The sequence below is a fragment of the Treponema putidum genome, from assembly GCF_024401155.1.
GTDB lineage: Bacteria > Spirochaetota > Spirochaetia > Treponematales > Treponemataceae > Treponema_B > Treponema_B putidum.
Window position 1 is genome coordinate 2430393 of sequence record NZ_CP038804.1, and the last position, 22189, is coordinate 2452581.

Consider the following 22189-nt stretch of genomic DNA (forward strand, 5'->3'; position numbering starts at 1 on the left):
AAAGTTGCTTGGACGGTCGCCTACGGCTCCCTTTTTGTGCAACTTTCGTGCCAACTTTGCCTTGCTATACGCGTCGGCAAAGCCGCAAATGCAGGTTAAGCGGAAGTTAGGTTGACACGCCGCAGGCGTGCTTATTTTTCCTATAAATATATTTAGTACTTTTAGAATGTAGATTTTTATTTATAAATTTGCTAAACTGTAATTTATGCGTGGGACTAATAATACAGATAAATTAACTTATATTACCCTCTTTAGTAGTGCAGGTGTTGGCTGTTTTGGTTTCAAAATGGCTGGATATGAATGTATAGCTACAAATGAACTTATTCCACGTAGATTGGAAATCCAAAAATTTAATCATAAATGTAAATACGATACAGGATATATCTGTGGCGACATAACAACAGAAGATACAAAACAAAAACTTTTTTCTCAAATAGACTTATGGAAGAAAAAAGAAAATTTAAAGCGAGTAGATGTATTGATTGCAACACCGCCATGTCAAGGCATGTCGGTGGCGAACCATAAAAAGGCAGAAAATGAAATAATTAGAAACTCTCTCGTAGTTGAGTCTATTAAAATCATAAAAGAGGTAAATCCTAAATTCTTCATTTTTGAGAATGTACCCGCTTTTATGAAAACTATTTGCACAGATATTGACGGAAAAGAAAAACCAATTTCTGAAGCAATTGAAAACAATCTTGGTGAAAAATATTCATATATTTCGCGTGTTATTAACTTTAAAAACCATGGTGCTTGTTCTAGTCGCCAAAGAACTTTAGTAATTGGCGTTGCCCGTGAATTCGCAGATGAAATTTCTCCAATAGAACTTTACCCAGAGGTTGAAAACGAAAAAACTTTAAGACAAGTAATTGGTAATTTAAAATCACTTGATTTTGGTGAAATTGATTCAAATGATTTTTATCATGCTTTTAGAACTTATTCCGAACACATGAGAGCGTGGATTCACGACTTAAAAGAAGGAGAATCAGCTTTCGACAATAAAGAAATAGAAAAACGACCGCATCAGATAAAAGACGGTAAAATTGTAGAGAATACTCGCAAAAATGCAGATAAATATACCCGACAATTTTGGGATAAGGTTGGTCCTTGCGTTCACACTCGTAACGACCAATTGGCGAGCCAAAATACAATTCACCCAAAAGACGACAGAGTTTTTTCAATTCGTGAACTTATGCGAATGATGACTATTCCAGAAAATTTTAAATGGGTCGATAAATCGCTTGATGAATTAAATGCGTTGTCAGAAACTGAAAAGAAAGTTTTACTCAAAAAAGAAGAAGTAAAAATTCGCCAATCATTAGGCGAGGCCGTTCCAACACAAATTTTTAATAAATTAGCAGAAAATATAAAGAATGCTATTTCACATACTTTAGTTACTACAACATATATAAATAAACTCATAGAAAAATATGGTTTAATTGAAAAAAAAAATCTCATAAAGTTTATCTCTAACAATCCACTTAATTTAACAATTTCTGCTTTAGGGAGAATTGCAGAATTATGTAATTCAAAACGAACTGAAAATGCAGCTTATTTTACAAATAAATCATTAATCACAGAGATAATTAAAAATCTTCCTTTTGTTGAAACAGAAGAAGTTTCTATTTTAGAGCCGTCAGTAGGTGTTGGTAATTTTATTCCTCTCATTCTACGAAAATTTGAAGGTAAAAAAATCAACTTAGATTTAATTGACATAAATCAAGATTCATTAGAAATTGCAAAACTTCTCATTTCAAAATTAGCAATTTCAAATTCTGTAAACATAAATTACATAAATGCAGATTTTCTTTTGTTTGATTTTGAAAAAAAATATGATTTTGTAATTGGTAATCCACCTTTTTCAAAAACAAATATAAATTCATCTTTATTGAAAACTTACAAAAAAGGTGTAGTTAATGATGAAACAAATAATCTTTGTTCTTTCTTTTTGGAAAAATCTATAAAAATTTCAAATTATGTTGCAACGGTTTTTCCAAAATTTTTACTTAATACACCTGAATTTGCAAAGAGCCGAGAATACTTAAAAAACAAATCTGTCGAGTGTATCATTGATTTTGGCGAAAAAGGTTTTAAGGGCGTTTTAGTCGAAACTATTGCAATTTTTATAAACAATAGTTCTTCTCCAAACAAAACTAAAGTCATTTCTGTAACAAAGCATATTGAGATTGAACAAAATCAAAAATATATTTTTTCAGATAACTTGCCATATTGGATAATTTATCGAAATTCGTTTTTCGATTCAATTTACAATAAACTTAATTTTAATGAATTTTCAGTTTTTAGAGATCGACAAATTACAAATTCAAAACTAAACGCAAAAAAAGGTATTAGAGTTATAAAATCTCGTAATATCAATGATACAGGCACAGAAATTTTAAATATTTCAGATTATGATTCCTTTATTGAAGATTCAAAAATTTCAGAATTGTCTGTTGCGAAGTATTTAAATGCTGATAATGTTTTTTTAACTCCGAACATGACTTATAATCCACGTGTTATACGAAAACCTAAGAATTGCTTGGTAAATGGCTCTGTTGCCATTTTGATTCCAAAAGAGAGCATCGTTATTACAGACAAACAACTGTTGTATTTTTCTACAAAAGAATATCGAGATTTTTATCAAATTGCACGGAATTATCAAACACGCTCTTTAAATGTGGATGCGTGTTCTGTATATTTTTATGGATTATTGAAATAAAATATAAACTTAAAAAAGGAAGATACTTATGTTAACAGAGCAGTCAATTATTGATTTTATTGGTAAGTATGAATATGACATTCGCGAATCACATAACGGACGATGGATAGATCAAAAATGTACTCCTGATGTTTTATCATTCATTGCAGATTGTATTTATTTTTATGCAGCAGAAAATCCAAATAAAGAATTTTGTACACAAGATATTTGGTTTAGTGACTATGCAGTACAGAATACTGAATCTGTTTTCAAGAAGCTAAGTCCAAAACAAAATGCTGCAAAAAATGAATATGATAAGTTTTTCCAACAGCCAATGAAACTGCTCGCAAATTCTCAAGTTCTTTTAGAGCGAAAGCAAGGTTCAAAAAATATTTTTAAAGTAAACAATTTAGATATTTTGGAATACATTGCTATCAGTGAAAAAAATGCTTTGAAATTTCTCTATCGCTATATTAGAAAAGTATTGCAAGATAGTGGTATATATTATGACTTTGAAAATTTCTTTCAGAGTCAAAAAAACGCAATAGGAAATAAAGATAAACTTCAATTTGAGTATAATAAGTTGAAACAGAAATTTTACGATTTTACCCATTCGTACACAAAAATAAAAAAAGACTTAGAATGTGGTCGTATTTTTACAAAAGTCATAAATCCATTAGCCTATTTTCATAATGCATTTGGTACAGAAGGTGGATATGTTTCTTCCGATGTAATAACTTTCGATGTTTTAATGTACAATCGCAACAACTTCCGTGATGTTTACGCAAATAAACCTAAAGGTATTACAAGAAAAGTTTATGCAAGTGAACATCATGTAGAAGTTAATGAAAAATATTATGATTATCAGTCTTCAAAGGCAAAACGCTTCCTAAAAATGTTTAATGAACAATACAGAAAAGGAATTACAGAGCATCTTGAAGAAGCACATTTAAAGGATGCGGCAATTCATATTCATCATATTTTCCCCAAAGCGTTATATCCAGAAATTTGTGCTTATCTTGAAAATCTAATTGCATTAACGCCAACTCAGCATTTTAATTATGCCCATCCAAATGGGCGCACACAAGAGATAAATGTTGAGTATCAAAAACTTTTACTTTTGTCAAAAGCCGACAGAATAAAAGAAAACCTAGAAGATAGTTATACTGAAAAAGTAGAACGTATCTATGAGTTCCCGAAGTTTTTACATGTTTTGAGTGTAGGTTTCGATGACGACGAAGTAGAAAATATTTCAAATATGGACTTTATTGCAGTAATGAATGCAATAAATCTGCATTACGCAAATATATCCTAATAGAATTTGCCTTTTCTCTAGTTTTTTATTAATTTAAGAATTAGGAGGATACTATGAGTAAATTAATCTATGGTCGAAATCAACAAATACAATTTAAAAATGATACTGAAAAGCAAGAAGCTATTGATTATATATTAAATACACCATCAAATGTAGACTTTAAAATTCATGAAGATAATCAAAATCAAGGAGCTTGGGGACCAGAAGAAAGAATCCATTTTTATTCAGAAGAAGGTGTTCCTGAATGTTTAAAACGGCAAATGACAGCAGGAAGAAGAGATTTGTATGGACGTATTAATTGCAAAGAATTTTGCGAAGAATTGAGACAAATTGCAATTGATCGAGGACTGTAAGAAATATCGCCTAACAAGAAGTTCAAAGCCGACACAGGCTCAAGGCCTGTGCGGTTTAGCTACATAGTTATACGGATTGCCCAGTGGACAAATTTTTCCCACGGAAATCAATTTTGCTAAAAACTGCCGATAATGAAGGTATGGAAATAGAAAATATATTTGATTACTTTAACGACATCAAAATAATTAGCAATCACGACGGATATTTTTACAGCGTAAAGGAAGCTTTAAAAATATTACTACTTGGACTTCTTTGTGGACGTAAAAATATTAGAGAGATACACGAGTGGGCAACTGAAGATATTATAAAAGAAAAACTTCGTAAAGAATTCGGAATAGAGAAAATACCTTGCTATTATTGGCTAACCTGTCTACTTAAATTGATAAACATAGACTCATTAAACGAATGTTTTATGAATATGGCTGAAGCTCTTATCAAAGAATACGGTACAGAAAAGCCTCTTACAATAGCGATAGACGGAAAAACTATCCGTTCAACAGATAAAATGAGCAGCTATGAAAGTCCGCTGCACATAGTCTCTGCACAAGTTGCAGAATTTGGTATAACATTGGCACAAAAATGTGTTAAAGGAAAGACAAACGAGATACCTACGGTTCAAGCTCTTATAAAAACTCTTAATATAAAAGGGCATATAATCGTTGCAGATGCCTTAAATTGTCAAAAAGAAACGGCAAAAATCATAAAAGAGGGAAAAGGGGACTATTTACTGTCGGTAAAAGGGAAGCAGCCTTTACTAAAAACGGATATTGAAGAATATGTTCAAGATGAAATTTTAAGAAAACAAATGGAAACAGCTTGTAAAAGTGAAAAAAATCGTGAAAGAGTTGAAAAGCGAACAGCCTTCTGCACAACTAATTTAGGTTGGATGGATAATACAGATGAATGGGAGGGGTTAAGCTGTATTGGAGCTATTCATTCAGAGTTTAAGAGTAAGAAAGGAAAGAGTGATGAATGGCATTATTATATTTCGAGCAGAAAACTTACAGCTCAACAGCTATTGGATATAGCAAGAAAAGAATGGGTTGTAGAAACCATGCATTGGTTATTAGATGTTCATTTTAGAGAAGACTTTTGTCGGCTTTTAGATAAAAATCTACAACAAGCCTTGAACATAGGACGGAAAGTGGCGTTAAATTTGGTCTCGCGATACAAACAAAAAAATGCACCTAAATCTTCTTTGTCACACATTATGTTTAAAGCTCTCATGGATATATCTTTTATCAAAAAAATATTACAAAATTGATTTCCATGAATTTTTCCTTTTACCATTTGATTATATTAAAAAATAATGCTATAATAATACTGAAGTATGCATAGATATGGAGGTTTATATGGCAAATACAGCATTAGTACAGCTAAAAGTCGATTCCGAAATTAAAGAAGATGTTTCAAGAATATATGAAAATTTAGGGTTAGATTTACCGACTGCAATAAGAATTTTTTTCAAGAAAAGTATTGCTGTGGGAGGATTACCGTTTGAATTACGAGAAGAAAATACCAGATGGAAAATATATGATCAAGTTCGAAAAAGTATTCAAGACAATAATGTTCCGGAAATTTCGCTTGAAGAAATAAATGCAGAAATTGCTGAAACTAGAAAACAGGTATTCGGCAAATGAAAAAATATGTTGTTATTGATACAAATATTTTGGTTTCTGCATTGATAACACGAAATGAAAATGCTCCAACTGTAAAAATATTAAAACATCTTTCTCAAAATAAAATAGTACAGGTATATTCTTCAGATATAGTAAAAGAGTACTATGCATTTTTATAAATTAAAGCTTAAAACCCAAATCAACAGTTTAGATTCTTAAAATAAAAGTATATTTTATTATAATGATTAATTGAGTAAGAAAAATAAATTTTTATCAAAGGATCTTAAAACTTGGTAAAGAAAATCAACACCCTCGACGCAGAGCATCGGGGTATTAAGCCCTCAGCACGAATAAAACTCACCTATAGTAAAATCATTAAGTTATATGAAATTATGTGTTGGTTTTAATGAGTGGGAGATGATTTTGTTTATAAAATATTGTATACTATGCGAAATGGATGGGAGGTGCCTATGTCGGAATTAGTTTTTAAGCAACTTTCAGCACAAGTTGATATGCTTTCTTATGCTGAGAGAATCAAATTACTTGATAAAATAGTACGTACTTTACATACACCTGTGAAAACTCATAAAAGAGAATTCTCAGATTTTAATGCGGCTTTTGGTTTATGGAAAGACAGGTCTCTTTCTGCTGAGGAAATAAGAAGCAAGGCTTGGAGGCGTTCTTAATGATTTATCTTTGTGATACGTGCGTTCTTATAGACTACCTTCGTGGAAAAACCGAAGTTCAGCAAAAACTTGAGCAAGACAAAGGACTAGGTTTGGGAATGTCTTCAATAACTTATATGGAGTTAATGGTTGGTGCTTTGAACAAGCGGGAGGTAGGCATTATAAAAAAAGCTTTTTCGGATTTTGAAATTGTAGAAATTTCTGAATTGATTTCTGTAAAAGCCAGAAGTCTGATTGAAAAGTATACTAAAAGTCATGGTCTTTTGATTCCGGATGCTTTGATTGGTGCTACTGCATTAGAATTTGGATTGCCATTGTATACTACGAATATCAAAGACTTTCAGTTTATTTCTGATTTGGTTTTGGTGTAGATTAAGATATAGTTTTGTATAGAAAAAACGTCTAACACCCGCCGCCAGTTATGACTACAATATCTGCAAAAATTGCTAATGATGATAAAAACTTATTTGAAAAAATTTGTAATTCTATGGGCCTAAATGTATCGGCTGCAATAAATGTCTTTGTAAAGGCCACAATAAGAGAAAATGGTATGCCCTTTACTATGAAGGCTTCTGAAGATCCTTATATTTATTCCGAATCAAATATGAAATTTTTAAAAGAAAGTATTTCTCAAATTGAAAGCGGGAAAGGCCGGATTCACGAGTTAAAGGATAATCTGTAAATGCGGTACACATTATCAGCAGTAATTTATAAGAGAGAACTAATGCAAAAAACCTTTTTAGACCTAAAAACAAAAATTGATAACCTCTTAAAAGAAACATCACATAAAAAAATAGTTCTTATCCTACAAGATATAATGTACACTCTTTTATCAGGTTATGTATTTAAAATAAAGGGAAATAAGGGTTTTGTTACAATTGATCCCATCGAAATAGAAGCCTATTTTTTTAAAGAAGCTTGTTTTGAAGATAATTGTGTGCATCGCAATGAAAAGCAAAAAAATAATTTCGGGAAGCTCTATCTGCATAAAATTAAAAACAATCACTTAAAAGGCGGAACAAGAAAGGGTATGGACCTTTGTCTTTCCGGCAGTGAAAGCTATACCCTCGCCTTCTTAATAAGAAGTGCCTATGTAAACAGTATGGAAAACAGAATTTGCGGTCCATCTTTGTTGACTGATGAGGTCTTTGAAGAGCTCGGATTCGATTATAAAAAAGACTATTATAAACTTGAATCCCAAACTGTGCTTGTCAAAGAAAAAAAGCCGGAAGCCGAATTTTATCTAAGCACAAGAATAAATGTAAATTCAAAGATGCAGAGCTCTCTTTTAAGAATGGTGCGGATCAAAGATAATTATTTTACAGGTCTAAAAGAAATTAACAAACTTAAAAGCCGCCCTTTCTCCATTGATTAATCATACAAAATGATGTATATTGTATGCAAGGAGGTGCGATATGCCGTTATTGCAAGTAAGAGAATGTCCTGAAGATATTTATAGAAAAATTACTTATGCCGCAAAAAATGAAAATAGAACTATTGCACAGCAAATCATTGTTTTACTTGAAAAAGCCTTGGGGCAAGAAGAATCAAATATTTTGCGTCGGAAAAATATTCTAAAGAAAATTCAAAGCCGCGATATTTCTAATAAAATAAAAGCTGTAAATCCTGTCGAACTTATCAGAGAGGATAGAGACCGGTGATTATAGTTCTTGATGTAAGTGCTGCAATAGAAATACTTTTTCAAAGGGAAAAAAGCGGTTTATTTTCTGAGATTTATTCCAAGTCTGATTGGGTTATAGCTCCTGATTTATTTGTTGCCGAGATCACAAATGTTTTATGGAAGTATTATAGAGCTGGGCTTATAACACATGAAAATTGTATTCAATATGTACAAGAGGGGCTTGATATGGTGGATGATTTCATTGATGCAAGTACATTGTGGAAAGAATCTTTATCGGAAGGAATTAAAAATAATCATTCAATTTATGATATGTACTATTTGGTTTTAACTAGAAGAAATGACGCTACATTAATTACTAATGATACTGCCTTAGCCGAGATTTGTAAAAAGATGAATATAAAAATTTGTAATTGAGATTTTATTGTATTAAGTTAAAATCTTTATGAGTAAAAAAATATGAAACTTTTTAAAACATCAAAAGAAATAGTAGATAATTTTTCTCAAAAGTTTAATGAAATGGCGGAAATTTCCTCAAATCTAAATAGCGAACAGGCTCTATCTGTTTTTGAAGGATGGGAAAAAGTCATAGGCGATAAAAAATTAGCCGCATATTGCGAGCTTTATGATATAAAAAATGAAACGGCAATGATAAAAACCAGTCATACCGGCTGGAGCCAACAGCTTTTAATGAGAAAGAACAAAATCATATATAATTTTAAAAAATTTTATCCGGCATTAGATATAAAAAATATTTCGGTTTTTGTTGAACCTGATTTTCAGCTTCAGTCAAAAATAATTACTCCGGATGAAGTTGAATTGAAAAAAAAATATTCTGTTGAAGAACAAGATAAAAAAGCATCGGAGTTAGATTTACCTAAGACTCTTCCTCCTGAATTAGCAAAAGCATTAAAATCACTAAAAAAAGCTGTCTTAACAAAAAATAAGTAGATGACAACATATTCACAGTTATTCAAATTTAATGAACAAGTTATCCACAAGCAAAAGTGGAGTATTTTATAAAATCTTTTTATATCGATATCTTTTTTTTGAAAAAGTAAGGAAAAAAGGTGATAAAACTCTAAAAAGTCCACCAAAAAGGCTATTTTAGGCTTATTTTTGCTTATCTTCCAATTTAAAATGTTTCACGTGAAACATTGTTTTTATGCTTAATTTTAGCCTGAGTTTATCACAAGTTATCCACAAGCGGAATTAATTCGATTTGGCATTCTTTTTGCTCAAGGTTTAAAAGAAATCTTTTACGATCCAAACCCGCAGAAAAACCGCCTAATTTTCCTCCGGTACAGATGACTCTATGGCATGGAATTATAATCGGGATAGGATTTTTTCCGTTAGCGTTTCCTACGGCTCGGTAAGATTTGGGATTGTTTATATTTACTGCTATTTGTTTATAGGATAGAGTTTTTCCATATGGAATTTTACAAAGCTCTTTCCATACGGTCTTTTGGAATTCCGTACCTTCGGGGGAAAGCTGTACCGTAAATTGTTTTAAATTTCTTTCAAAATATTTTTTTAATTCTTCTTTGGCCTGTTTGCATATCTGTAAGGCTTTTGTAAAATTATCTTGAGTTCTTTCAAGCTTATTTGTAATGGAATCTTTTGTGCCGAATCTTAATTCTTTTATACCGGAATTATCTGCAATAATTATTATTTTTCCTATCGGGCTGTCAAATTTTTCGTATACCATAAATACCTCATTTTTCATTTAAAAGTTTTTCCAAACAGGGTTTAATTAAAAAAGCTTGTTTTATTTCTTTAAATTCTTGCTTGGCTTTTTCAATAAGTATAGTTTTGCTTTTTGATTTATCATCAAGTTTTACGGCTTTGATTAAGATGTTTTTAGGAGTATGTTCCGTTTCGATAAATTCTTCAACGCTTACCTTATATCCGCAGGTTTCAAGCAGTTTTCCTCTAACCGTATCTGTAAGAAGGGACGTGAATTTTTCGGTAATAATGCCGTAATCAAGCATAGGCGAAAAAGATTTTATAATGTTGCTCTTATTTTTACGAATTTGAGTATTAAACTCGTGCTGGCAGCATGGAACAGCAAATATTATTTTTGCATCGCTTTTGACTGCCTTGGCTATAGCCAAATCCGTTGCCGTATCGCAGGCGTGGAGACTTATAACCATATCGGGCGGTGTATCAAACTTAAATCGGCCTATATCTCCGACTTCAAAGATAAGATTTTTAAAACCGCATTCTTGTCTTATTTTATTACAAAAATCTATTACATCTTCTTTTAGATCCAAGCCGCATATCTTGACGGGTAATTTTTCAATTTCGGTTAAGTAATAATAAAGAGCAAGACTTAAATAGGCCTTTCCGCAGCCGAAGTCTGCAATATGCAATTCTTTTTTTTCTTTTAAAATATCTTTTAGTTCGGGCAAAACGGATTTTATAAATTCCAGATATTTATTTATCTGCCGAAATTTATGATATTTACTTTGAATAATCTTACCTTCATCGGTAAAGAAATTAAGTTTTTTTAAAAAGATAGGCATTTCAGAAGTGTTTAGAATATATTCTTTTTGCTTATTATGCTCAAGATTTTCAATTGAAGATACATGCTCTTTATTTAGGGGGCTTTTTTTATTGCCTTTGTTTTAAAATGAATATCTCCTTTATTATTTTGCAAAAAAATAAGTTGGCTGTTTAAAGAGGCAAATTCTGCAATCTTAAATTCAAAAAAAAGGTCTTCGAGTTTTTCTTGTAAACTTTGAGGCAAAAGATTTTTATGAAAAACTTTTGTGCCGTCAAAGCATTCAAGTTGATATTGTTCTTGATTTTTTAAAAGAATTTTTCGCAATTTTATTTTTTGAATCGAGGAATCCTTTTTTACCGGTTTTGAGAAAAAACCTGAAATAAGACCATGTTCAATACAAATTGCGGCAGCTTGTTCTTTTGATACTATATTCATAAAATACTCCGGCATTATCTTATCATAAAGTCCTATCTGATACAAGAATGTAAAAATGTTTCACGTGAAACATTTTTACATTCTAATTATATAGGTAAGTATAAATCTAAAATAATGATACTGTGAAAAGAAGGACTATCTAAAAAAGAGTGATGCGGGTGTCATAAACCTATTGACAAAAAACCGTTTTTTAGGGTAATATGAACCCTGCATTTTGGAGCGATGGCCGAGCGGTTGAAGGCGGCGGTCTTGAAAACCGTTGTGCTGAGAGGTACCGGGGGTTCGAATCCCTCTCGCTCCGTGAAAATTTATGATTGTATAAATTCGATTGTAAATTTTTATATCTTGACCTGTTGGTCATGTATGAACTCTGGAGTGGTGCGAGAGCGGTCGAATCGGGCTCCCTGCTAAGGAGTTGTACCCTTACGGGTACCGGGGGTTCGAATCCCCCCTACTCCGAATAATTTTTGAGGCTATAGCTCAGCTGGATAGAGCGTCAGATTGCGGATCTGAAGGTCGGCAGTTCGAACCCGCCTAGCCTCGTTAATAGCCGGCGGAAAAGATATTTGTATTTTCAACCGGCTTTTTTATTTTGGAGAGATGCGAGAGCGGTCGAATCGGGCGGTCTCGAAAACCGTTGTACCGCAAGGTACCGGGGGTTCGAATCCCCCTCTCTCCGTTTTATGACGGAGAAAAGATTTAACTGTAAACGCATTCCTTAATTTTGGAGAGATGTCCGAGTGGTCGAAGGTACACGATTGGAAGTCGTGTGTGCCAGAGATGGTACCGAGGGTTCGAATCCCTCTCTCTCCGTCCCGGGACCTATGCAAAAAAGGTTTTTCGAACCCCGTCAGATCCGGAAGGAAGCAGCGGTAGATTAATTCTTTTTGTGCCGTAGTGTTCCCGGGTTTTTTATTTTAGCCTTATTGACCTTTTGGCCAATAACTATTATCATATATTCATGGCCTTTGCAGTAAGTCAGCAGTTAAACAGATATTACAATTTATACAAAGATATAGATGTAACTTTCTCAAAAGAAGTCGTTTCTACTCTTAATTTTGACCCTAAGCAGGTTTTTGTACGCTGTTCCGGCGGACAATGGCCATGCATTATTAATTCGGCTTCTATGACAAAGGCAAAAATAATTTGCGGTAAAAAAAGCGGTTTTATAGATAAGTTGAGGAGCGGAATAACATCCGTAAATATAAGATTTGCTTTTTTTGATACGGAAGGAAAAGAATCCCTGTCTTTTTTTGTTGCCGCTAAGTTGGTCGGCATCTCTTCTTATGAAACAGGGAGCCATGAACTTGTCTTAATAACCTTTGAATATACTCAAAGAGCTCCGGATGATTTAATAGAAAAATTAGGCATCTTACTTGAAGCTAATATCAATTCACAAAAACGCCAAAATGAGAGGGTTGCTATTACTCCGGAGATAAGCAGGAGAATAGGTCTTGTGGAAAAAGGAACGGTTGTGTATGTAGATGCTATTCCCAGACGCTGTATTATTCGGGATCTCTCTTTTTCAGGGGCAAAAATCCTTCTTGTAGGTGTTGCTAACTTTTTAATGAATAAGGAAGTAACTCTCCGCTTTGCGTTTGATGACCCGCGTTCCGTATTCGGTATAAAGGGACGGATAGTAAGAACCGAACCGGTAGAAGGAAGAAAGGATTTAGTTGCTCTTGCAGTCAATTATTATCCGCAAAATATTCCGATGATGTATAAGATGTATCTGAACAAACATTTTTCTGTTGTTCGTAAATCTCATTCCGACGGTTTTGGGGATGACTTTTTAGAAGATGTTGCTCCTGCTTCATCTGTTCCGCCTATTTCTCCGCCTGCAAGTAACAATGCGGCTCCCTTAGAACCGCCTCATGAAGACGTTGTACCGGAACATCCTTTAGAAAAATGAATAATCCTATTGATTCGCTTTTGTATGTACAAATATCGGCTGAACAAGCCGGTAAAATTTTTGAAGGTCTTGAACCTTTGATTCCTCTTCCTATCGGATTACCGGAGCCTGATCAAAAAGAAAATTTCAACATTGAAGATATTAAATCCGAAATGATTCTTGCCGGAATGTTAACAGTTTTTGCTTATGATAGGGAAAATCCTAATATCGAATATTACCGAAAAATATTCAATTTACTCCGCCCCGATATCCGCAAAGAAATGACTCAGGCTGCAATAATCAAAATTAAAAATAATGATTTTGATATGGCTGAAGAGATTTTACTTTCTCTTGAAGGTTTAAATCCGGATGACGGTATAACCAAATTAAACCTTGCTCTTTTGATGGAAGAGCGTTCTCAATTTTGTGAGATGAGAGAACTTTTTGAAGATGCTTTGAACTTTAATAAAAGAGCCGAAGAGCTTTATTCAGAGCTTATACTTTTTGAGCCTCCATTGCCGGGCGTTTTTTTTAATGCTGCATATTTTTTTATAAAGCAGAAAAATTATATAAAAGCCAAATCCCTTTTAAAAACGTATTTGGAAATAGAAAATGATTCTTCAGAAACAGCCGAATTCCGAAAAGCTAAGGCTTCCGAGTTGCTTCAAACTATTTCGGAACAAGCTCTTGACGATGAGCTTTTCCAAAAAGCCTATGAATATATTGATTTAGGTGAAGAAGAAAAAGCCGCCGAAAGTATAAAGCTTTTTTTGAGAAAAAATCCTAAGGTTTGGAATGCTTGGTTTTTGCTGGGCTGGGCTTTAAGACGGATGAGCCGATGGGACGATGCCCGATCTTCTTTTTTAAAAGCTATTGAATTATTGGAACATTCAAAAATTTCCGATAAAACACCTCTTTCCGATGTCTATAATGAGCTTGCAATTTGTTCTATGGAGTTAAAACTTTTTGATGAAGCTGAAAAATATCTTATAAATGCTTTGAGTTTAGATTCCGAGAACATAAAAATTATTTCCAATCTCGGCACCCTTGCCCTAAAACAGGGAAAACAAGAAGAAGCCGAAGCCTTTTTTAGAACCGTTTTAGAAATAAACCCTGACGATAAAATAGCTTTAAGTGTTTTGGGTAAATAGGCAGGTTTAATTTATGTTAAGCTAAGTTAATCTCTTGACTTAAAAAGATTATTTATAGTATTCTTATCGGGCCGGAAAATCGGCATTGGAGGAAAGTATGAAAAAAATATATTCGAGTTTCTTTTTCTTATTTGTTGGTCTTAGCTTACTATTTGCAGGCGGGACCAAGGAAAAATCCGCAAATGACAGCTTTAAAGTTAAGGTTGTATTACCCGTAGGAGCTCCTGCTGCAGCTCTTTCAAAACTTGTGTATGAAAAAACACAGTTTGATAATTCTGAAACGGAATATGAAGTTGTTTCAGGTCCGGAGCTTTTACAAGCGAGGATTTTATCCGGGGAGGCCGATATTGCAGCCGTGCCTACCAATCTTGCATCGGTTTTATATTCCAAACAGAAAAATATAAAATTGTTGGCTCCCATTGTTTGGGGAAATCTTTATTTTATAAGTTCGGAGCCTGTTTCTTCGATAGCGGACTTAAAGGGCAAAACTATTTATTCTTTTGGAAGAAATAATACCCCCGATTTGACAGCCCGCGAAGTGCTTAAGAAGAACGGTATTGATCCTGATAAGGATGTGAGTTTTGAGTATTTAAGTGCTGCCGGGGATATTCCCTCTGCTTTTATAAGCGGGAAAGCGAAGTATGCCCTTGCTGCAGAACCTTCTCTCAGCATGATTATGACAAAAAGGCCCAATACTAAGATTGTTGTTGATATTCAGGAAGAATGGAAAAAAGCCTTTGAAGGAGCATCTTATCCTCAAGCTTCTTTAATTGTAAACGCCGAATTTTTACAAAAATATCCCGAATATGTAAGTGCTTTTTTAGATAAGGCTAAAGAGTCTTCCGAATGGGTAAAGGAAAATCCTCAAAAGGCTGCCGAGTACGCTTCCAAAATTGCTGCATTGCCTCCGCCGCCCATTTTATCCAAGGCTATTCCTAAGCTGAACATAGTTTTTGTTGAGGCCGGAAAAGCAAGACCTGCTGTAGAAGCTTATTTGAAGGTTTTGGCTGAAGCCGATCCTAAATTTATAGGCGGAAGTTTGCCTGATGATGCTTTCTACTATAAAGCAAAATAAGTTTAAAATAGGCGGGGCTTTTTTTTGCCTTATCCTTTGGGAAATATTTGTCCAAGGCCTAAAAGCTCCGCTTATTATTCCCCCTATAAAAGAAATATTATCAGCTCTTTTTGTTATTATAAAAACTCCGGAAACTTATGTTTTTATTTTAAGCAGTCTTATCAGGATTTTTATAACATTGGCTATAGATTCCTTTATTGCCTTTCTTTTAGGTATAGCTTCCGGTTTAAATAAAAATGTTGAAGATTTTTTATCGGCTCCCGAAAATATTTTAAAATCCAGCCCTACAATATCCGTTTTGCTTTTAGCCTTAATTTGGTTTAAATCGAATATGACTCCCATCTTTGTAACAAGCTTGATTGTTCTTCCTCTTCTGTATAGAAATATTGTAGACGGAGTAAAAAACATAGATAAAGGTCTGATAGAAATGTCTTACGATTTTAATGTCCCTTTCGGTAGAAGATTAAAAAGTTTATACCTTCCCTGCATAAGACCTTTTTTAAAAAACGGGTACATTTTAAGTACTGGCTTTGCCGTAAAGGTTGTTATAATGGCCGAGGTCTTGAGTCAGCCGAAATACGGCATAGGCTCTGCTTTTCAAACGGCTAAGATTCAGATTGAAACCGCCTCTATCTTTGCATGGACGGGAATAGCCGTCTTACTTGCCTCCCTCTTACAAAAGGGAGTAAAAAGGATTTTATAGTATAATTTTTCGATTTTAGTTTTCTGTATTCTTGACTTTTTCATATAAATTTAATATAAGTATAGTAATCTATTTACAGCTTGGGGATGTTCCGGTTTCGACCGGAAAGACGGAGGCTTAAGCTGCAGGCGGAGTGCCGATCTCCTGATTCGGCAAACACTATAACTGCCGAAAATAACGACAGTTTCGATTACGCCTTAGCTGCATAATCGCGGAATCTGCTTTGCACTGCTCCGAGCGGGGCATGATTCCGACGCCAATCGGGGCTTGCTTTTTAGCGGTGTGTAAACGCTAAAGGGGACTTTTTTTACACTAAGGATTCGACGCTTTCGGTGCTGCTACCGGATCCCGACAACTACCTCGCACCGATAAGCCTGTAGACGCTTCTGATTCCCTTTTCGGGACGGGGGTTCAATTCCCCCCATCTCCATCAGCTTTTTAAGATTCTATACCCCGCCTTGCCTGTACACCGTCATTAAAATAGTGTTTTATCATCTTCATTTCGGTTACAAGGTCGGCCGCTTCAATTATTTTTTTATTTGCGTAACGGCCGGTTAGGACGAGTTCTACGGATTCAGGCTTGTTTTTGATAATATGCAGGATGCGTTCAATATCAAAAAGGCCGTATAAAAGGGCAACATTGACTTCTTCCATAATTACAACATCGTACTCGCCCGACATAATTATCTTTTCAATCTTATCCAAGCCTTCATTTGCTCTTTGAATATCCTTTTCCGTAGGATCATTATGAACAAAGTGGGCTTCTCCATATTGTTCTATTGTAAGATTGGGCAGGTACTCGGGAGCTTTTAGCTCGCTGTAATTCATTCCCTTTAAGAATTGGCCTATATAAACCTTGTATCCGGCACAAACGGCTCTAAGAGCAAGCCCAAAGGCCGCTGTCGTTTTTCCTTTACCGTCTCCGGTATAAACTTGAACATAACCTTTTTTCATATTTCCCTCCAGAAAAATTAAGCAAATTCGCTATATCTTTATTATATCGGTTTTTTGTTAAAGATACAATTACACGCCATAACAAAGCCAAATAAGAATATAACCTATTATAACCGCAATAAGGGTGTAAGGAACGCTCATCTTCATAAATTCACTGTTTTTTACCTGATAGCCTTCATTCCTTAAAATACCGAGAGAGGTAATATTTGCAGAAGCTCCGATGGGCGTGATGTTTCCGCCAAGCGTTGCACCTGAAAGAAGTCCAAAAAACAAAATAGGCGAAGTTATATTAAGCCCTTCTGAAAGTATTTGTATGATAGGAATCATTGCTGCAACATATGGAATATTATCTACAAATGCCGAAATTAAAACCGAACCCCAAACTATTATTGTATAAATTAAAAATACATTTGAGCCGAGGGTTAAAAACCAGTCTGCTATAGCCTGTATAACTCCTGCCCTTGTAACTGCTGCAATAACCGTAAAAAGCCCCATCAGTAAAAAGAGGGTTTCAAAACTGAGTTCTTTTTTTACCACCTTTAAAATATCAAGTTTTCTTGTTTTTATGATGTTGTAAAGAATTCCTACAATCATAAGGCCTGTACAAATTAGCCCGTTTATTGTTTGAGGTTTTTTGTCTTCCGGTAAAAATGAGGCGCCTATCATAAGTATTACCATTACAATAAGTAAGATTGACGGAAAGTAATCGGTGACTTTGGTAAGTTCAACCTTGTCCGGTTTTTCATTTGCTTTGCGAAAAATAAAATAGATAATCCCTGTAGCTGCAACTGCTGAGATTTCAACAGTAAAGAAAAGAGAGGGTTTTCCCAAGTACCAGAAAAAGTCGAAAAAGCTCATATTCAAATGACTTCCCAAAAGAATTGAGGTTGTGTCGCCCACCAAGGTAGCCGCTCCTTGAAGGTTGGCTGAAATCGAAATAGCAATTATGGATTTAACCGGCGACATGTTGAGCTTTTTTGATAAGACAACTGCAATGGGTGCCAGCATTAGAACTGTGGCAACATTATCCATAAAGGCCGAAATAAAACCGGCAAAGAGGGATAGGCATACTATAATCCATTTTACATCGGGTACATTGTTTATAATCTTATCTGCAATGCGTTGGGGCATTTTAGATTCGGTAAAGAGGGCGACCAAGCCCATTGTTCCAGCTATCATTAAAATAACATTCCAGTCAATGGCAAAAAAGACTTCATTATAAGGCAATATTCCTAAAATTATGAAAATTAGGGCTGATGAACAGGCAACTATAGGTCTGTGGTTTGTCAGGGCAATCATTAAAACATAGGTCAGTCCGAATAAAACGGCCGCTAAAATGAGAGGATCTATAACCATGGTAATCTCCTAAAACGTAAATTTTTACACTAAATGAGAAAATTTGTCAACATATGGATGATTGTTTTAATGGCAACTGAAGGAACAAAAGGAGATAATGATTTCGGTCCGGATCCGAAAGCTGGAGAATAAGACTTCTTTCTAAAACAGGATTTATAAAACGAATTGTAAATCCTGTTTTTTTCTGCTATACTCCTCAGTATGGCACGGCAAAGTTACGGGACGACACCTTGGGGTGCATGGTTTTTGGAGATGCTAAAAGCCTACGATGATTCAGGCAGATTATCTAGGGGGAAAACTTACGCAAACACAGGTAAGGTAAATTCTCTTGTGATAAGCGGGCAAACGGCGGGGGCAAAAGTTAAGGGAAACTATTCTCCTTGGTACCATGTGTATTTTAAGTTTCCGTCTCTTTCAAAAACAAATGAAGATGCAATCCGGTCAATTTTAGAAAAACATCCGATTGAACTGGCAGGCCTTAGAGCCGGAATTATGAGCCCTGCCCTAATCGAAGCCTTAAAGAAAAAAAAGGTGAGGCTTATTCCTGCCCGCTGGAATTTAATTGAAAGGGATTGCACGTGCCCCGATTCGGGAGACCCTTGCAAACACATGGCGGCCGTTCTCTTTTTACTTGCCAAAGAAATAGACCATGACCCTCGCCTTTTGTTTAAACTTGCAGGATTTGACATTGATTCAATAAATGTACCGGAAACCGCAGTCTTCGAAAAAGGAAGAACACAAAAACTCGGACTTCTCCACGAGCATCCTATTCCGTTAAGTCTACGCAAGGATGAAACTTTAAATGAGGCAGCAGACTTATCTTTAGGCTTATCTGTCAATGAGGCCGCTCATAATCCTTGTGAATTACAGAGCCCTTTAAAATTCTCCCTTGGAGAATCCTATCTTCCACTGATAACAAACATTCTTCCTCCTGAACCTAATTTTACATCAAGCGATTTTATAATAAAGCTGACGGAATTTTATCACAAGGCTGTTTTAAATTACGGGCTTAATTTTTACCGGCAAGAAAAGCAAAACGAAAAACAGGAGGAAAAATCGGTAAACCCTTTTTTGTTTGCAAGGGTAAAAATAAACATCGACAATATCCGAAAACAAAAAAGAACCTTTCCCCTTGAACCTAAAAGCCCTTTAACGGTAAGTATAAAACTAGGCGAAACCAGCGAAATAAATCAAACTCTTTTACAAGCTCAAAGTTTTTATAAAACAAGAAGCAATCAAAATGAGATGAGTCCTTCGGTCAAAATTCTTTTTTCTTTATTTGCCCTTGCAGGAAAACTGATTCAAAGTTCAGCCTTTATACCAGCCGTCTTTACCGAAAACAAAAGACTTTTTATCTTCTGGAAAAGCCTTTCGGCATCTTCGGAAATAAAGGCCGACATTCTTAAATTTGCAGCCTCCCTAACAAAGGAGTTTTTTGTTCCGGTTGAAAAATGGGGAAGGCTCTATTGTGCAGAACTTTTACTTACAGCCCTTTTAACCGAATATGCTGTATCCTTAAAATTTTTCCCCGACAAGTCCTATACTAAAGACAAAGAAATAGATAACCTCTTTTTTTTAAACGAAGAAATCGATATAAGTATTCCCGGCAAGCGGAATTTGGATACAGTAATCTATTCTTGGCTTTCGGTTTTAAATTACAGTAATTGCGGATATGAATACCGTTTAACTTTGGATGCCTTAAAAGACGACGAATTCTTTTTGCTTTCCGCCCTTGTCCGCAAGGCTAAAGAAAAGCAAATAGAGGCAGGCGATGACTCCTTCGCTCTTGAAGCAGAGGCCCCATTTGCCGAATTGAATATTGCAGCAAAGAGGAGTAAAAACCCTGACGATATTTTACGCTTTCCTGCAACCCTTTCGGCTTACTTACCGGCTCTTTCGATTCTTGCAATTAAAAAAAATGTGATGCTTTCGCGGGAAGAAACGGGGCTTTTTTTACAAAAGTCGGCAAAGCTTTTACAGCGTTTCGGCATCGATATAGTTTTACCTAAAAGCCTAAAAAACGTTTTGACTCCCAAACCTGTCATAAGCGTAAAATCCGTAAAGGGAGCCGGAAACGTAGTTTCATTTTTAAACCTTGATGATGTTCTTTCTTATGACCGAGCCCTAATGTTGGGAGACACCCTAATAGATATAGACGAATTTAAAAAGCTCTTTTTAAATAAATCGGGCTTGGTAAAATTTAACGATCAATTTCTTTTACTTGATCCCGAAGAAGTTGCCAAGATGTTAAAGGTCCTTGAAAAACCGGCAGATACAAAGGAGGTCTTACAAGCGGTTCTTTCGCGAAACGCAGTTTGTTCCAAACCCGCCTCAGAAATTATCAAGAATATTTTCAGGCAAGAAGAGGTTCCCATTCCTCAAAATCTAAATGCGGAATTAAGGCCTTATCAAGAACAGGGCTACCGCTGGCTTTATGCAAACATCAAAAGCGGCTTCGGCTGTCTTTTGGCCGACGACATGGGCTTGGGAAAAACCGTACAGATTATAAGTCTAATGCTTAGCTTTAAAAATTCAAAAGAAGCGGAATCACCTTTTTTGGTTATAGCCCCTGCAAGCCTTCTTTCAAACTGGGAACACGAAATAGCAAAATTCGCTCCTTCTCTTAAAACCGCCGTTTATCATGGGGCAGGGCGTAAGTTCAATATCGAAGCCGATGTAATTATAAGCACATATCAAACTATGCAAAAAGATATAGAAAAATTAAAAGACAAAAAAGTTTTTTGCATTATTTTAGATGAAGCTCAGGCTATAAAAAATTCCGGAACAAAAAAGGCTCATGCGGTAAAGGCAATTCAGGCGAGGGGTAGAATTGCTCTTACAGGCACCCCGGTCGAAAACAACCTTGAAGACATGCGTTCCATATTCGACTTTTTTCTTCCCGGCTATTTAGGCACAGCCGACGAGTTTAGAAAAAAATGGCGTATTCCGATTGAGCTTCATAATTCGGAAACCGAAGCGGATGATCTAAAAAAAATTACTTCACCCTTTTTGCTCCGCCGTCTAAAGACCGATCCCAAGGTTATCTCGGATTTGCCGGATAAGATAATTACAAATCAATATTGCAATCTGACACCTGAGCAGTTGGCAATTTATGAAAACCTTGTAGAAACGGAATTGCACAAGGTAATGGGAGCCGAAACTAAGATTGAGAGGCAGGCCTATGTTCTAAAACTTTTAACGGCCTTAAAACAGGTATGCAATCATCCGAGAGCCTATGACAAGGAAACTCCTGTCGAAATGAAATACTCAGGCAAGGCCGCTGTACTCATCGAGCTTTTAAACGAAATAATTTCTTCGGGAGAAAAGGCAATTATTTTCAGCCAATATGTAGGCACCCTCGACATTTTAAAAAACATCATTCAAAAAGAATTGGGAACCGAACCTCTTTTACTTCACGGTCAAATGCCCGCCTCAAAAAGAAAAAAGGCTGTAGATGTTTTTCAAACGGATCCCGCTTACCGCATCTTTTTAATTTCGCTTAAAGCAGGAGGTACGGGACTTAACTTGACGGCAGCTAATAGGGTAATCCATTTTGACCTTTGGTATAATCCCGCAGTTGAAGATCAGGCTACGGACAGGGCCTTTAGAATAGGACAGACAAAAAACGTCTTTGTTCACCGCCTTATTTGCTCCGGTACCTTTGAAGAAAAAATTGATGAGATGATTCAAAAAAAACGGGAAATAAGCGGTATGAGCATTTCTGCAGGTGAAACGTGGATTTCAAAATTGACCAATGAAGAGTTGGCAGGTCTTTTTAAGAGTTAATTTAAACATTGATAAACCTCT

Annotated in this window: 23 protein-coding genes, 5 tRNA genes and 2 other RNA genes; 25 read left to right on the top strand and 5 right to left on the bottom strand. The window is 35.1% G+C overall.

The genetic code is table 11. The features are described from left to right. Positions 1–205: 205 nt before the first annotated feature. The 13 genes from E4N74_RS11235 to E4N74_RS11295 all read left to right on the top strand — a co-directional run bounded on the left by E4N74_RS11235 (position 206) and on the right by E4N74_RS11295 (position 9262). Positions 206–2719 carry a DNA cytosine methyltransferase gene (locus E4N74_RS11235; protein WP_255805312.1) on the top strand — a complete coding sequence of 838 codons (2514 nt, stop codon included), beginning with the start codon at positions 206–208 and terminating at the stop codon, positions 2717–2719. Positions 2720–2747: 28 nt separating this feature from the next. Beyond that, positions 2748–4013, top strand: a complete 1266-nt coding sequence (locus tag E4N74_RS11240) for a hypothetical protein (protein WP_255817782.1) — start codon at positions 2748–2750, stop codon at positions 4011–4013. Positions 4014–4066: 53 nt separating this feature from the next. Then, positions 4067–4366 (top strand): hypothetical protein, encoded by a 300-nt coding sequence (locus E4N74_RS11245; protein ID WP_255805316.1) that lies wholly within the window; start codon positions 4067–4069, stop codon positions 4364–4366. Between the two features lie 140 nt (positions 4367–4506). Beyond that, positions 4507–5631, top strand: a complete 1125-nt coding sequence (locus tag E4N74_RS11250; RefSeq protein WP_255817784.1) for an ISAs1 family transposase — start codon at positions 4507–4509, stop codon at positions 5629–5631. Positions 5632–5719: 88 nt separating this feature from the next. Next, positions 5720–6007 carry a type II toxin-antitoxin system RelB/DinJ family antitoxin gene (locus tag E4N74_RS11255; protein WP_255817786.1) on the top strand — a complete coding sequence of 96 codons (288 nt, stop codon included), beginning with the start codon at positions 5720–5722 and terminating at the stop codon, positions 6005–6007. After that, complete coding sequence (locus E4N74_RS11260) at positions 6004–6165, top strand: putative toxin-antitoxin system toxin component, PIN family (RefSeq protein WP_245609001.1); 162 nt, start codon at positions 6004–6006, stop codon at positions 6163–6165. Before E4N74_RS11255 ends, E4N74_RS11260 begins: the two co-directional genes overlap by 4 nt. Positions 6166–6456: 291 nt before the next feature. Next, positions 6457–6672: a hypothetical protein gene (locus E4N74_RS11265; RefSeq protein WP_044978226.1), complete on the top strand. Its 216-nt coding sequence runs from the start codon at positions 6457–6459 to the stop codon at positions 6670–6672. Continuing rightward, a complete protein-coding gene (locus E4N74_RS11270) occupies positions 6672–7043 on the top strand; it encodes a type II toxin-antitoxin system VapC family toxin (protein WP_044978228.1) in 372 nt (123 codons plus the stop codon). The genes E4N74_RS11265 and E4N74_RS11270 overlap by 1 nt, the downstream gene beginning before the upstream one ends. A 50-nt stretch (positions 7044–7093) precedes the next feature. Beyond that, the gene (locus E4N74_RS11275; protein WP_044978230.1) at positions 7094–7354 is read left to right on the top strand and encodes a type II toxin-antitoxin system RelB/DinJ family antitoxin; all 261 of its coding nucleotides are present in this window, start codon (positions 7094–7096) and stop codon (positions 7352–7354) included. Beyond that, a complete protein-coding gene (locus tag E4N74_RS11280) occupies positions 7355–8047 on the top strand; it encodes a hypothetical protein (protein WP_255805317.1) in 693 nt (230 codons plus the stop codon). Between the two features lie 40 nt (positions 8048–8087). Continuing rightward, positions 8088–8333 carry a hypothetical protein gene (locus E4N74_RS11285; RefSeq protein WP_044978234.1) on the top strand — a complete coding sequence of 82 codons (246 nt, stop codon included), beginning with the start codon at positions 8088–8090 and terminating at the stop codon, positions 8331–8333. Further along, complete coding sequence (locus tag E4N74_RS11290) at positions 8330–8728, top strand: type II toxin-antitoxin system VapC family toxin (RefSeq protein WP_044978236.1); 399 nt, start codon at positions 8330–8332, stop codon at positions 8726–8728. The genes E4N74_RS11285 and E4N74_RS11290 overlap by 4 nt, the downstream gene beginning before the upstream one ends. A 42-nt stretch (positions 8729–8770) precedes the next feature. After that, positions 8771–9262: a DciA family protein gene (locus E4N74_RS11295; RefSeq protein ID WP_044978239.1), complete on the top strand. Its 492-nt coding sequence runs from the start codon at positions 8771–8773 to the stop codon at positions 9260–9262. A gap of 238 nt (positions 9263–9500) precedes the next feature. Here the strand turns inward: E4N74_RS11295 and E4N74_RS11300 are convergent, their stop codons facing one another. From E4N74_RS11300 to E4N74_RS11310, 3 genes are all read right to left on the bottom strand, one after another. Beyond that, entirely contained in the window at positions 9501–10019 is a 519-nt protein-coding gene (locus tag E4N74_RS11300) for a methylated-DNA--[protein]-cysteine S-methyltransferase (RefSeq protein WP_044979697.1), read from the bottom strand. A gap of 7 nt (positions 10020–10026) precedes the next feature. Continuing rightward, positions 10027–10836 carry a class I SAM-dependent methyltransferase gene (locus E4N74_RS11305; RefSeq protein ID WP_255817788.1) on the bottom strand — a complete coding sequence of 270 codons (810 nt, stop codon included), beginning with the start codon at positions 10834–10836 and terminating at the stop codon, positions 10027–10029. 74 nt (positions 10837–10910) lie between these two features. Beyond that, positions 10911–11252 carry a hypothetical protein gene (locus E4N74_RS11310; protein WP_255817789.1) on the bottom strand — a complete coding sequence of 114 codons (342 nt, stop codon included), beginning with the start codon at positions 11250–11252 and terminating at the stop codon, positions 10911–10913. A 216-nt stretch (positions 11253–11468) separates the two neighbouring features. Here E4N74_RS11310 and E4N74_RS11315 point away from each other — a divergent pair. From E4N74_RS11315 to ssrA, 11 genes are all read left to right on the top strand, one after another. Continuing rightward, positions 11469–11553 (top strand) — tRNA-Ser (locus E4N74_RS11315). Between the two features lie 71 nt (positions 11554–11624). After that, positions 11625–11711 (top strand) — tRNA-Ser (locus tag E4N74_RS11320). Between the two features lie 10 nt (positions 11712–11721). Further along, positions 11722–11795, top strand: a tRNA-Arg gene (locus E4N74_RS11325). A 51-nt stretch (positions 11796–11846) separates the two neighbouring features. Continuing rightward, positions 11847–11931 (top strand) — tRNA-Ser (locus E4N74_RS11330). 47 nt (positions 11932–11978) lie between these two features. After that, positions 11979–12065: transfer RNA gene (locus E4N74_RS11335), tRNA-Ser, on the top strand. Then, positions 12066–12164: signal recognition particle sRNA small type (gene ffs / locus E4N74_RS11340), an RNA gene on the top strand. Between the two features lie 49 nt (positions 12165–12213). Beyond that, a complete protein-coding gene (locus E4N74_RS11345) occupies positions 12214–13164 on the top strand; it encodes a cyclic di-GMP binding protein (protein WP_044978241.1) in 951 nt (316 codons plus the stop codon). After that, complete coding sequence (locus E4N74_RS11350; RefSeq protein WP_255817791.1) at positions 13161–14294, top strand: tetratricopeptide repeat protein; 1134 nt, start codon at positions 13161–13163, stop codon at positions 14292–14294. The genes E4N74_RS11345 and E4N74_RS11350 overlap by 4 nt, the downstream gene beginning before the upstream one ends. A gap of 97 nt (positions 14295–14391) precedes the next feature. Then, positions 14392–15369, top strand: coding sequence for an ABC transporter substrate-binding protein (locus tag E4N74_RS11355; RefSeq protein ID WP_255817793.1), 978 nt, complete (start codon positions 14392–14394; stop codon positions 15367–15369). Continuing rightward, complete coding sequence (locus tag E4N74_RS11360; RefSeq protein ID WP_255817795.1) at positions 15341–16072, top strand: ABC transporter permease; 732 nt, start codon at positions 15341–15343, stop codon at positions 16070–16072. Before E4N74_RS11355 ends, E4N74_RS11360 begins: the two co-directional genes overlap by 29 nt. Positions 16073–16154: 82 nt before the next feature. After that, positions 16155–16505, top strand: a transfer-messenger RNA (tmRNA) gene (gene ssrA, locus E4N74_RS11365). 5 nt (positions 16506–16510) lie between these two features. Here the strand turns inward: ssrA and cobO are convergent. Both cobO and E4N74_RS11375 read right to left on the bottom strand, forming a co-directional pair. After that, complete coding sequence (gene cobO, locus E4N74_RS11370; RefSeq protein ID WP_002666509.1) at positions 16511–17026, bottom strand: cob(I)yrinic acid a,c-diamide adenosyltransferase; 516 nt, start codon at positions 17024–17026, stop codon at positions 16511–16513. A gap of 69 nt (positions 17027–17095) precedes the next feature. Further along, the gene (locus E4N74_RS11375) at positions 17096–18382 is read right to left on the bottom strand and encodes an ArsB/NhaD family transporter (protein ID WP_255817797.1); all 1287 of its coding nucleotides are present in this window, start codon (positions 18380–18382) and stop codon (positions 17096–17098) included. A 201-nt stretch (positions 18383–18583) separates the two neighbouring features. Between E4N74_RS11375 and E4N74_RS11380 the strand changes: the two genes are divergently transcribed. Continuing rightward, entirely contained in the window at positions 18584–22168 is a 3585-nt protein-coding gene (locus E4N74_RS11380; protein WP_255817799.1) for a DEAD/DEAH box helicase, read from the top strand. The last annotated feature ends 21 nt before the right edge of the window (positions 22169–22189 follow it).

What these genes read in the sequence shown, in the direction of transcription:
- E4N74_RS11235 (WP_255805312.1), top strand. Translation starts at nt 206, where the DNA reads ATGCGTGGGACTAATAATACAGATAAATTAACTTATATTACCCTCTTT.
- E4N74_RS11240 (WP_255817782.1), top strand. Translation starts at nt 2,748, where the DNA reads ATGTTAACAGAGCAGTCAATTATTGATTTTATTGGTAAGTATGAATAT.
- E4N74_RS11245 (WP_255805316.1), top strand. Translation starts at nt 4,067, where the DNA reads ATGAGTAAATTAATCTATGGTCGAAATCAACAAATACAATTTAAAAAT.
- E4N74_RS11250 (WP_255817784.1), top strand. Translation starts at nt 4,507, where the DNA reads ATGGAAATAGAAAATATATTTGATTACTTTAACGACATCAAAATAATT.
- E4N74_RS11255 (WP_255817786.1), top strand. Translation starts at nt 5,720, where the DNA reads ATGGCAAATACAGCATTAGTACAGCTAAAAGTCGATTCCGAAATTAAA.
- E4N74_RS11260 (WP_245609001.1), top strand. Translation starts at nt 6,004, where the DNA reads ATGAAAAAATATGTTGTTATTGATACAAATATTTTGGTTTCTGCATTG.
- E4N74_RS11265 (WP_044978226.1), top strand. Translation starts at nt 6,457, where the DNA reads ATGTCGGAATTAGTTTTTAAGCAACTTTCAGCACAAGTTGATATGCTT.
- E4N74_RS11270 (WP_044978228.1), top strand. Translation starts at nt 6,672, where the DNA reads ATGATTTATCTTTGTGATACGTGCGTTCTTATAGACTACCTTCGTGGA.
- E4N74_RS11275 (WP_044978230.1), top strand. Translation starts at nt 7,094, where the DNA reads ATGACTACAATATCTGCAAAAATTGCTAATGATGATAAAAACTTATTT.
- E4N74_RS11280 (WP_255805317.1), top strand. Translation starts at nt 7,355, where the DNA reads ATGCGGTACACATTATCAGCAGTAATTTATAAGAGAGAACTAATGCAA.
- E4N74_RS11285 (WP_044978234.1), top strand. Translation starts at nt 8,088, where the DNA reads ATGCCGTTATTGCAAGTAAGAGAATGTCCTGAAGATATTTATAGAAAA.
- E4N74_RS11295 (WP_044978239.1), top strand. Translation starts at nt 8,771, where the DNA reads ATGAAACTTTTTAAAACATCAAAAGAAATAGTAGATAATTTTTCTCAA.
- E4N74_RS11300 (WP_044979697.1), bottom strand. Translation starts at nt 10,019, where the DNA reads ATGGTATACGAAAAATTTGACAGCCCGATAGGAAAAATAATAATTATT.
- E4N74_RS11305 (WP_255817788.1), bottom strand. Translation starts at nt 10,836, where the DNA reads ATGCCTATCTTTTTAAAAAAACTTAATTTCTTTACCGATGAAGGTAAG.
- E4N74_RS11310 (WP_255817789.1), bottom strand. Translation starts at nt 11,252, where the DNA reads ATGAATATAGTATCAAAAGAACAAGCTGCCGCAATTTGTATTGAACAT.
- E4N74_RS11345 (WP_044978241.1), top strand. Translation starts at nt 12,214, where the DNA reads ATGGCCTTTGCAGTAAGTCAGCAGTTAAACAGATATTACAATTTATAC.
- E4N74_RS11350 (WP_255817791.1), top strand. Translation starts at nt 13,161, where the DNA reads ATGAATAATCCTATTGATTCGCTTTTGTATGTACAAATATCGGCTGAA.
- E4N74_RS11355 (WP_255817793.1), top strand. Translation starts at nt 14,392, where the DNA reads ATGAAAAAAATATATTCGAGTTTCTTTTTCTTATTTGTTGGTCTTAGC.
- E4N74_RS11360 (WP_255817795.1), top strand. Translation starts at nt 15,341, where the DNA reads ATGATGCTTTCTACTATAAAGCAAAATAAGTTTAAAATAGGCGGGGCT.
- cobO (WP_002666509.1), bottom strand. Translation starts at nt 17,026, where the DNA reads ATGAAAAAAGGTTATGTTCAAGTTTATACCGGAGACGGTAAAGGAAAA.
- E4N74_RS11375 (WP_255817797.1), bottom strand. Translation starts at nt 18,382, where the DNA reads ATGGTTATAGATCCTCTCATTTTAGCGGCCGTTTTATTCGGACTGACC.
- E4N74_RS11380 (WP_255817799.1), top strand. Translation starts at nt 18,584, where the DNA reads ATGGCACGGCAAAGTTACGGGACGACACCTTGGGGTGCATGGTTTTTG.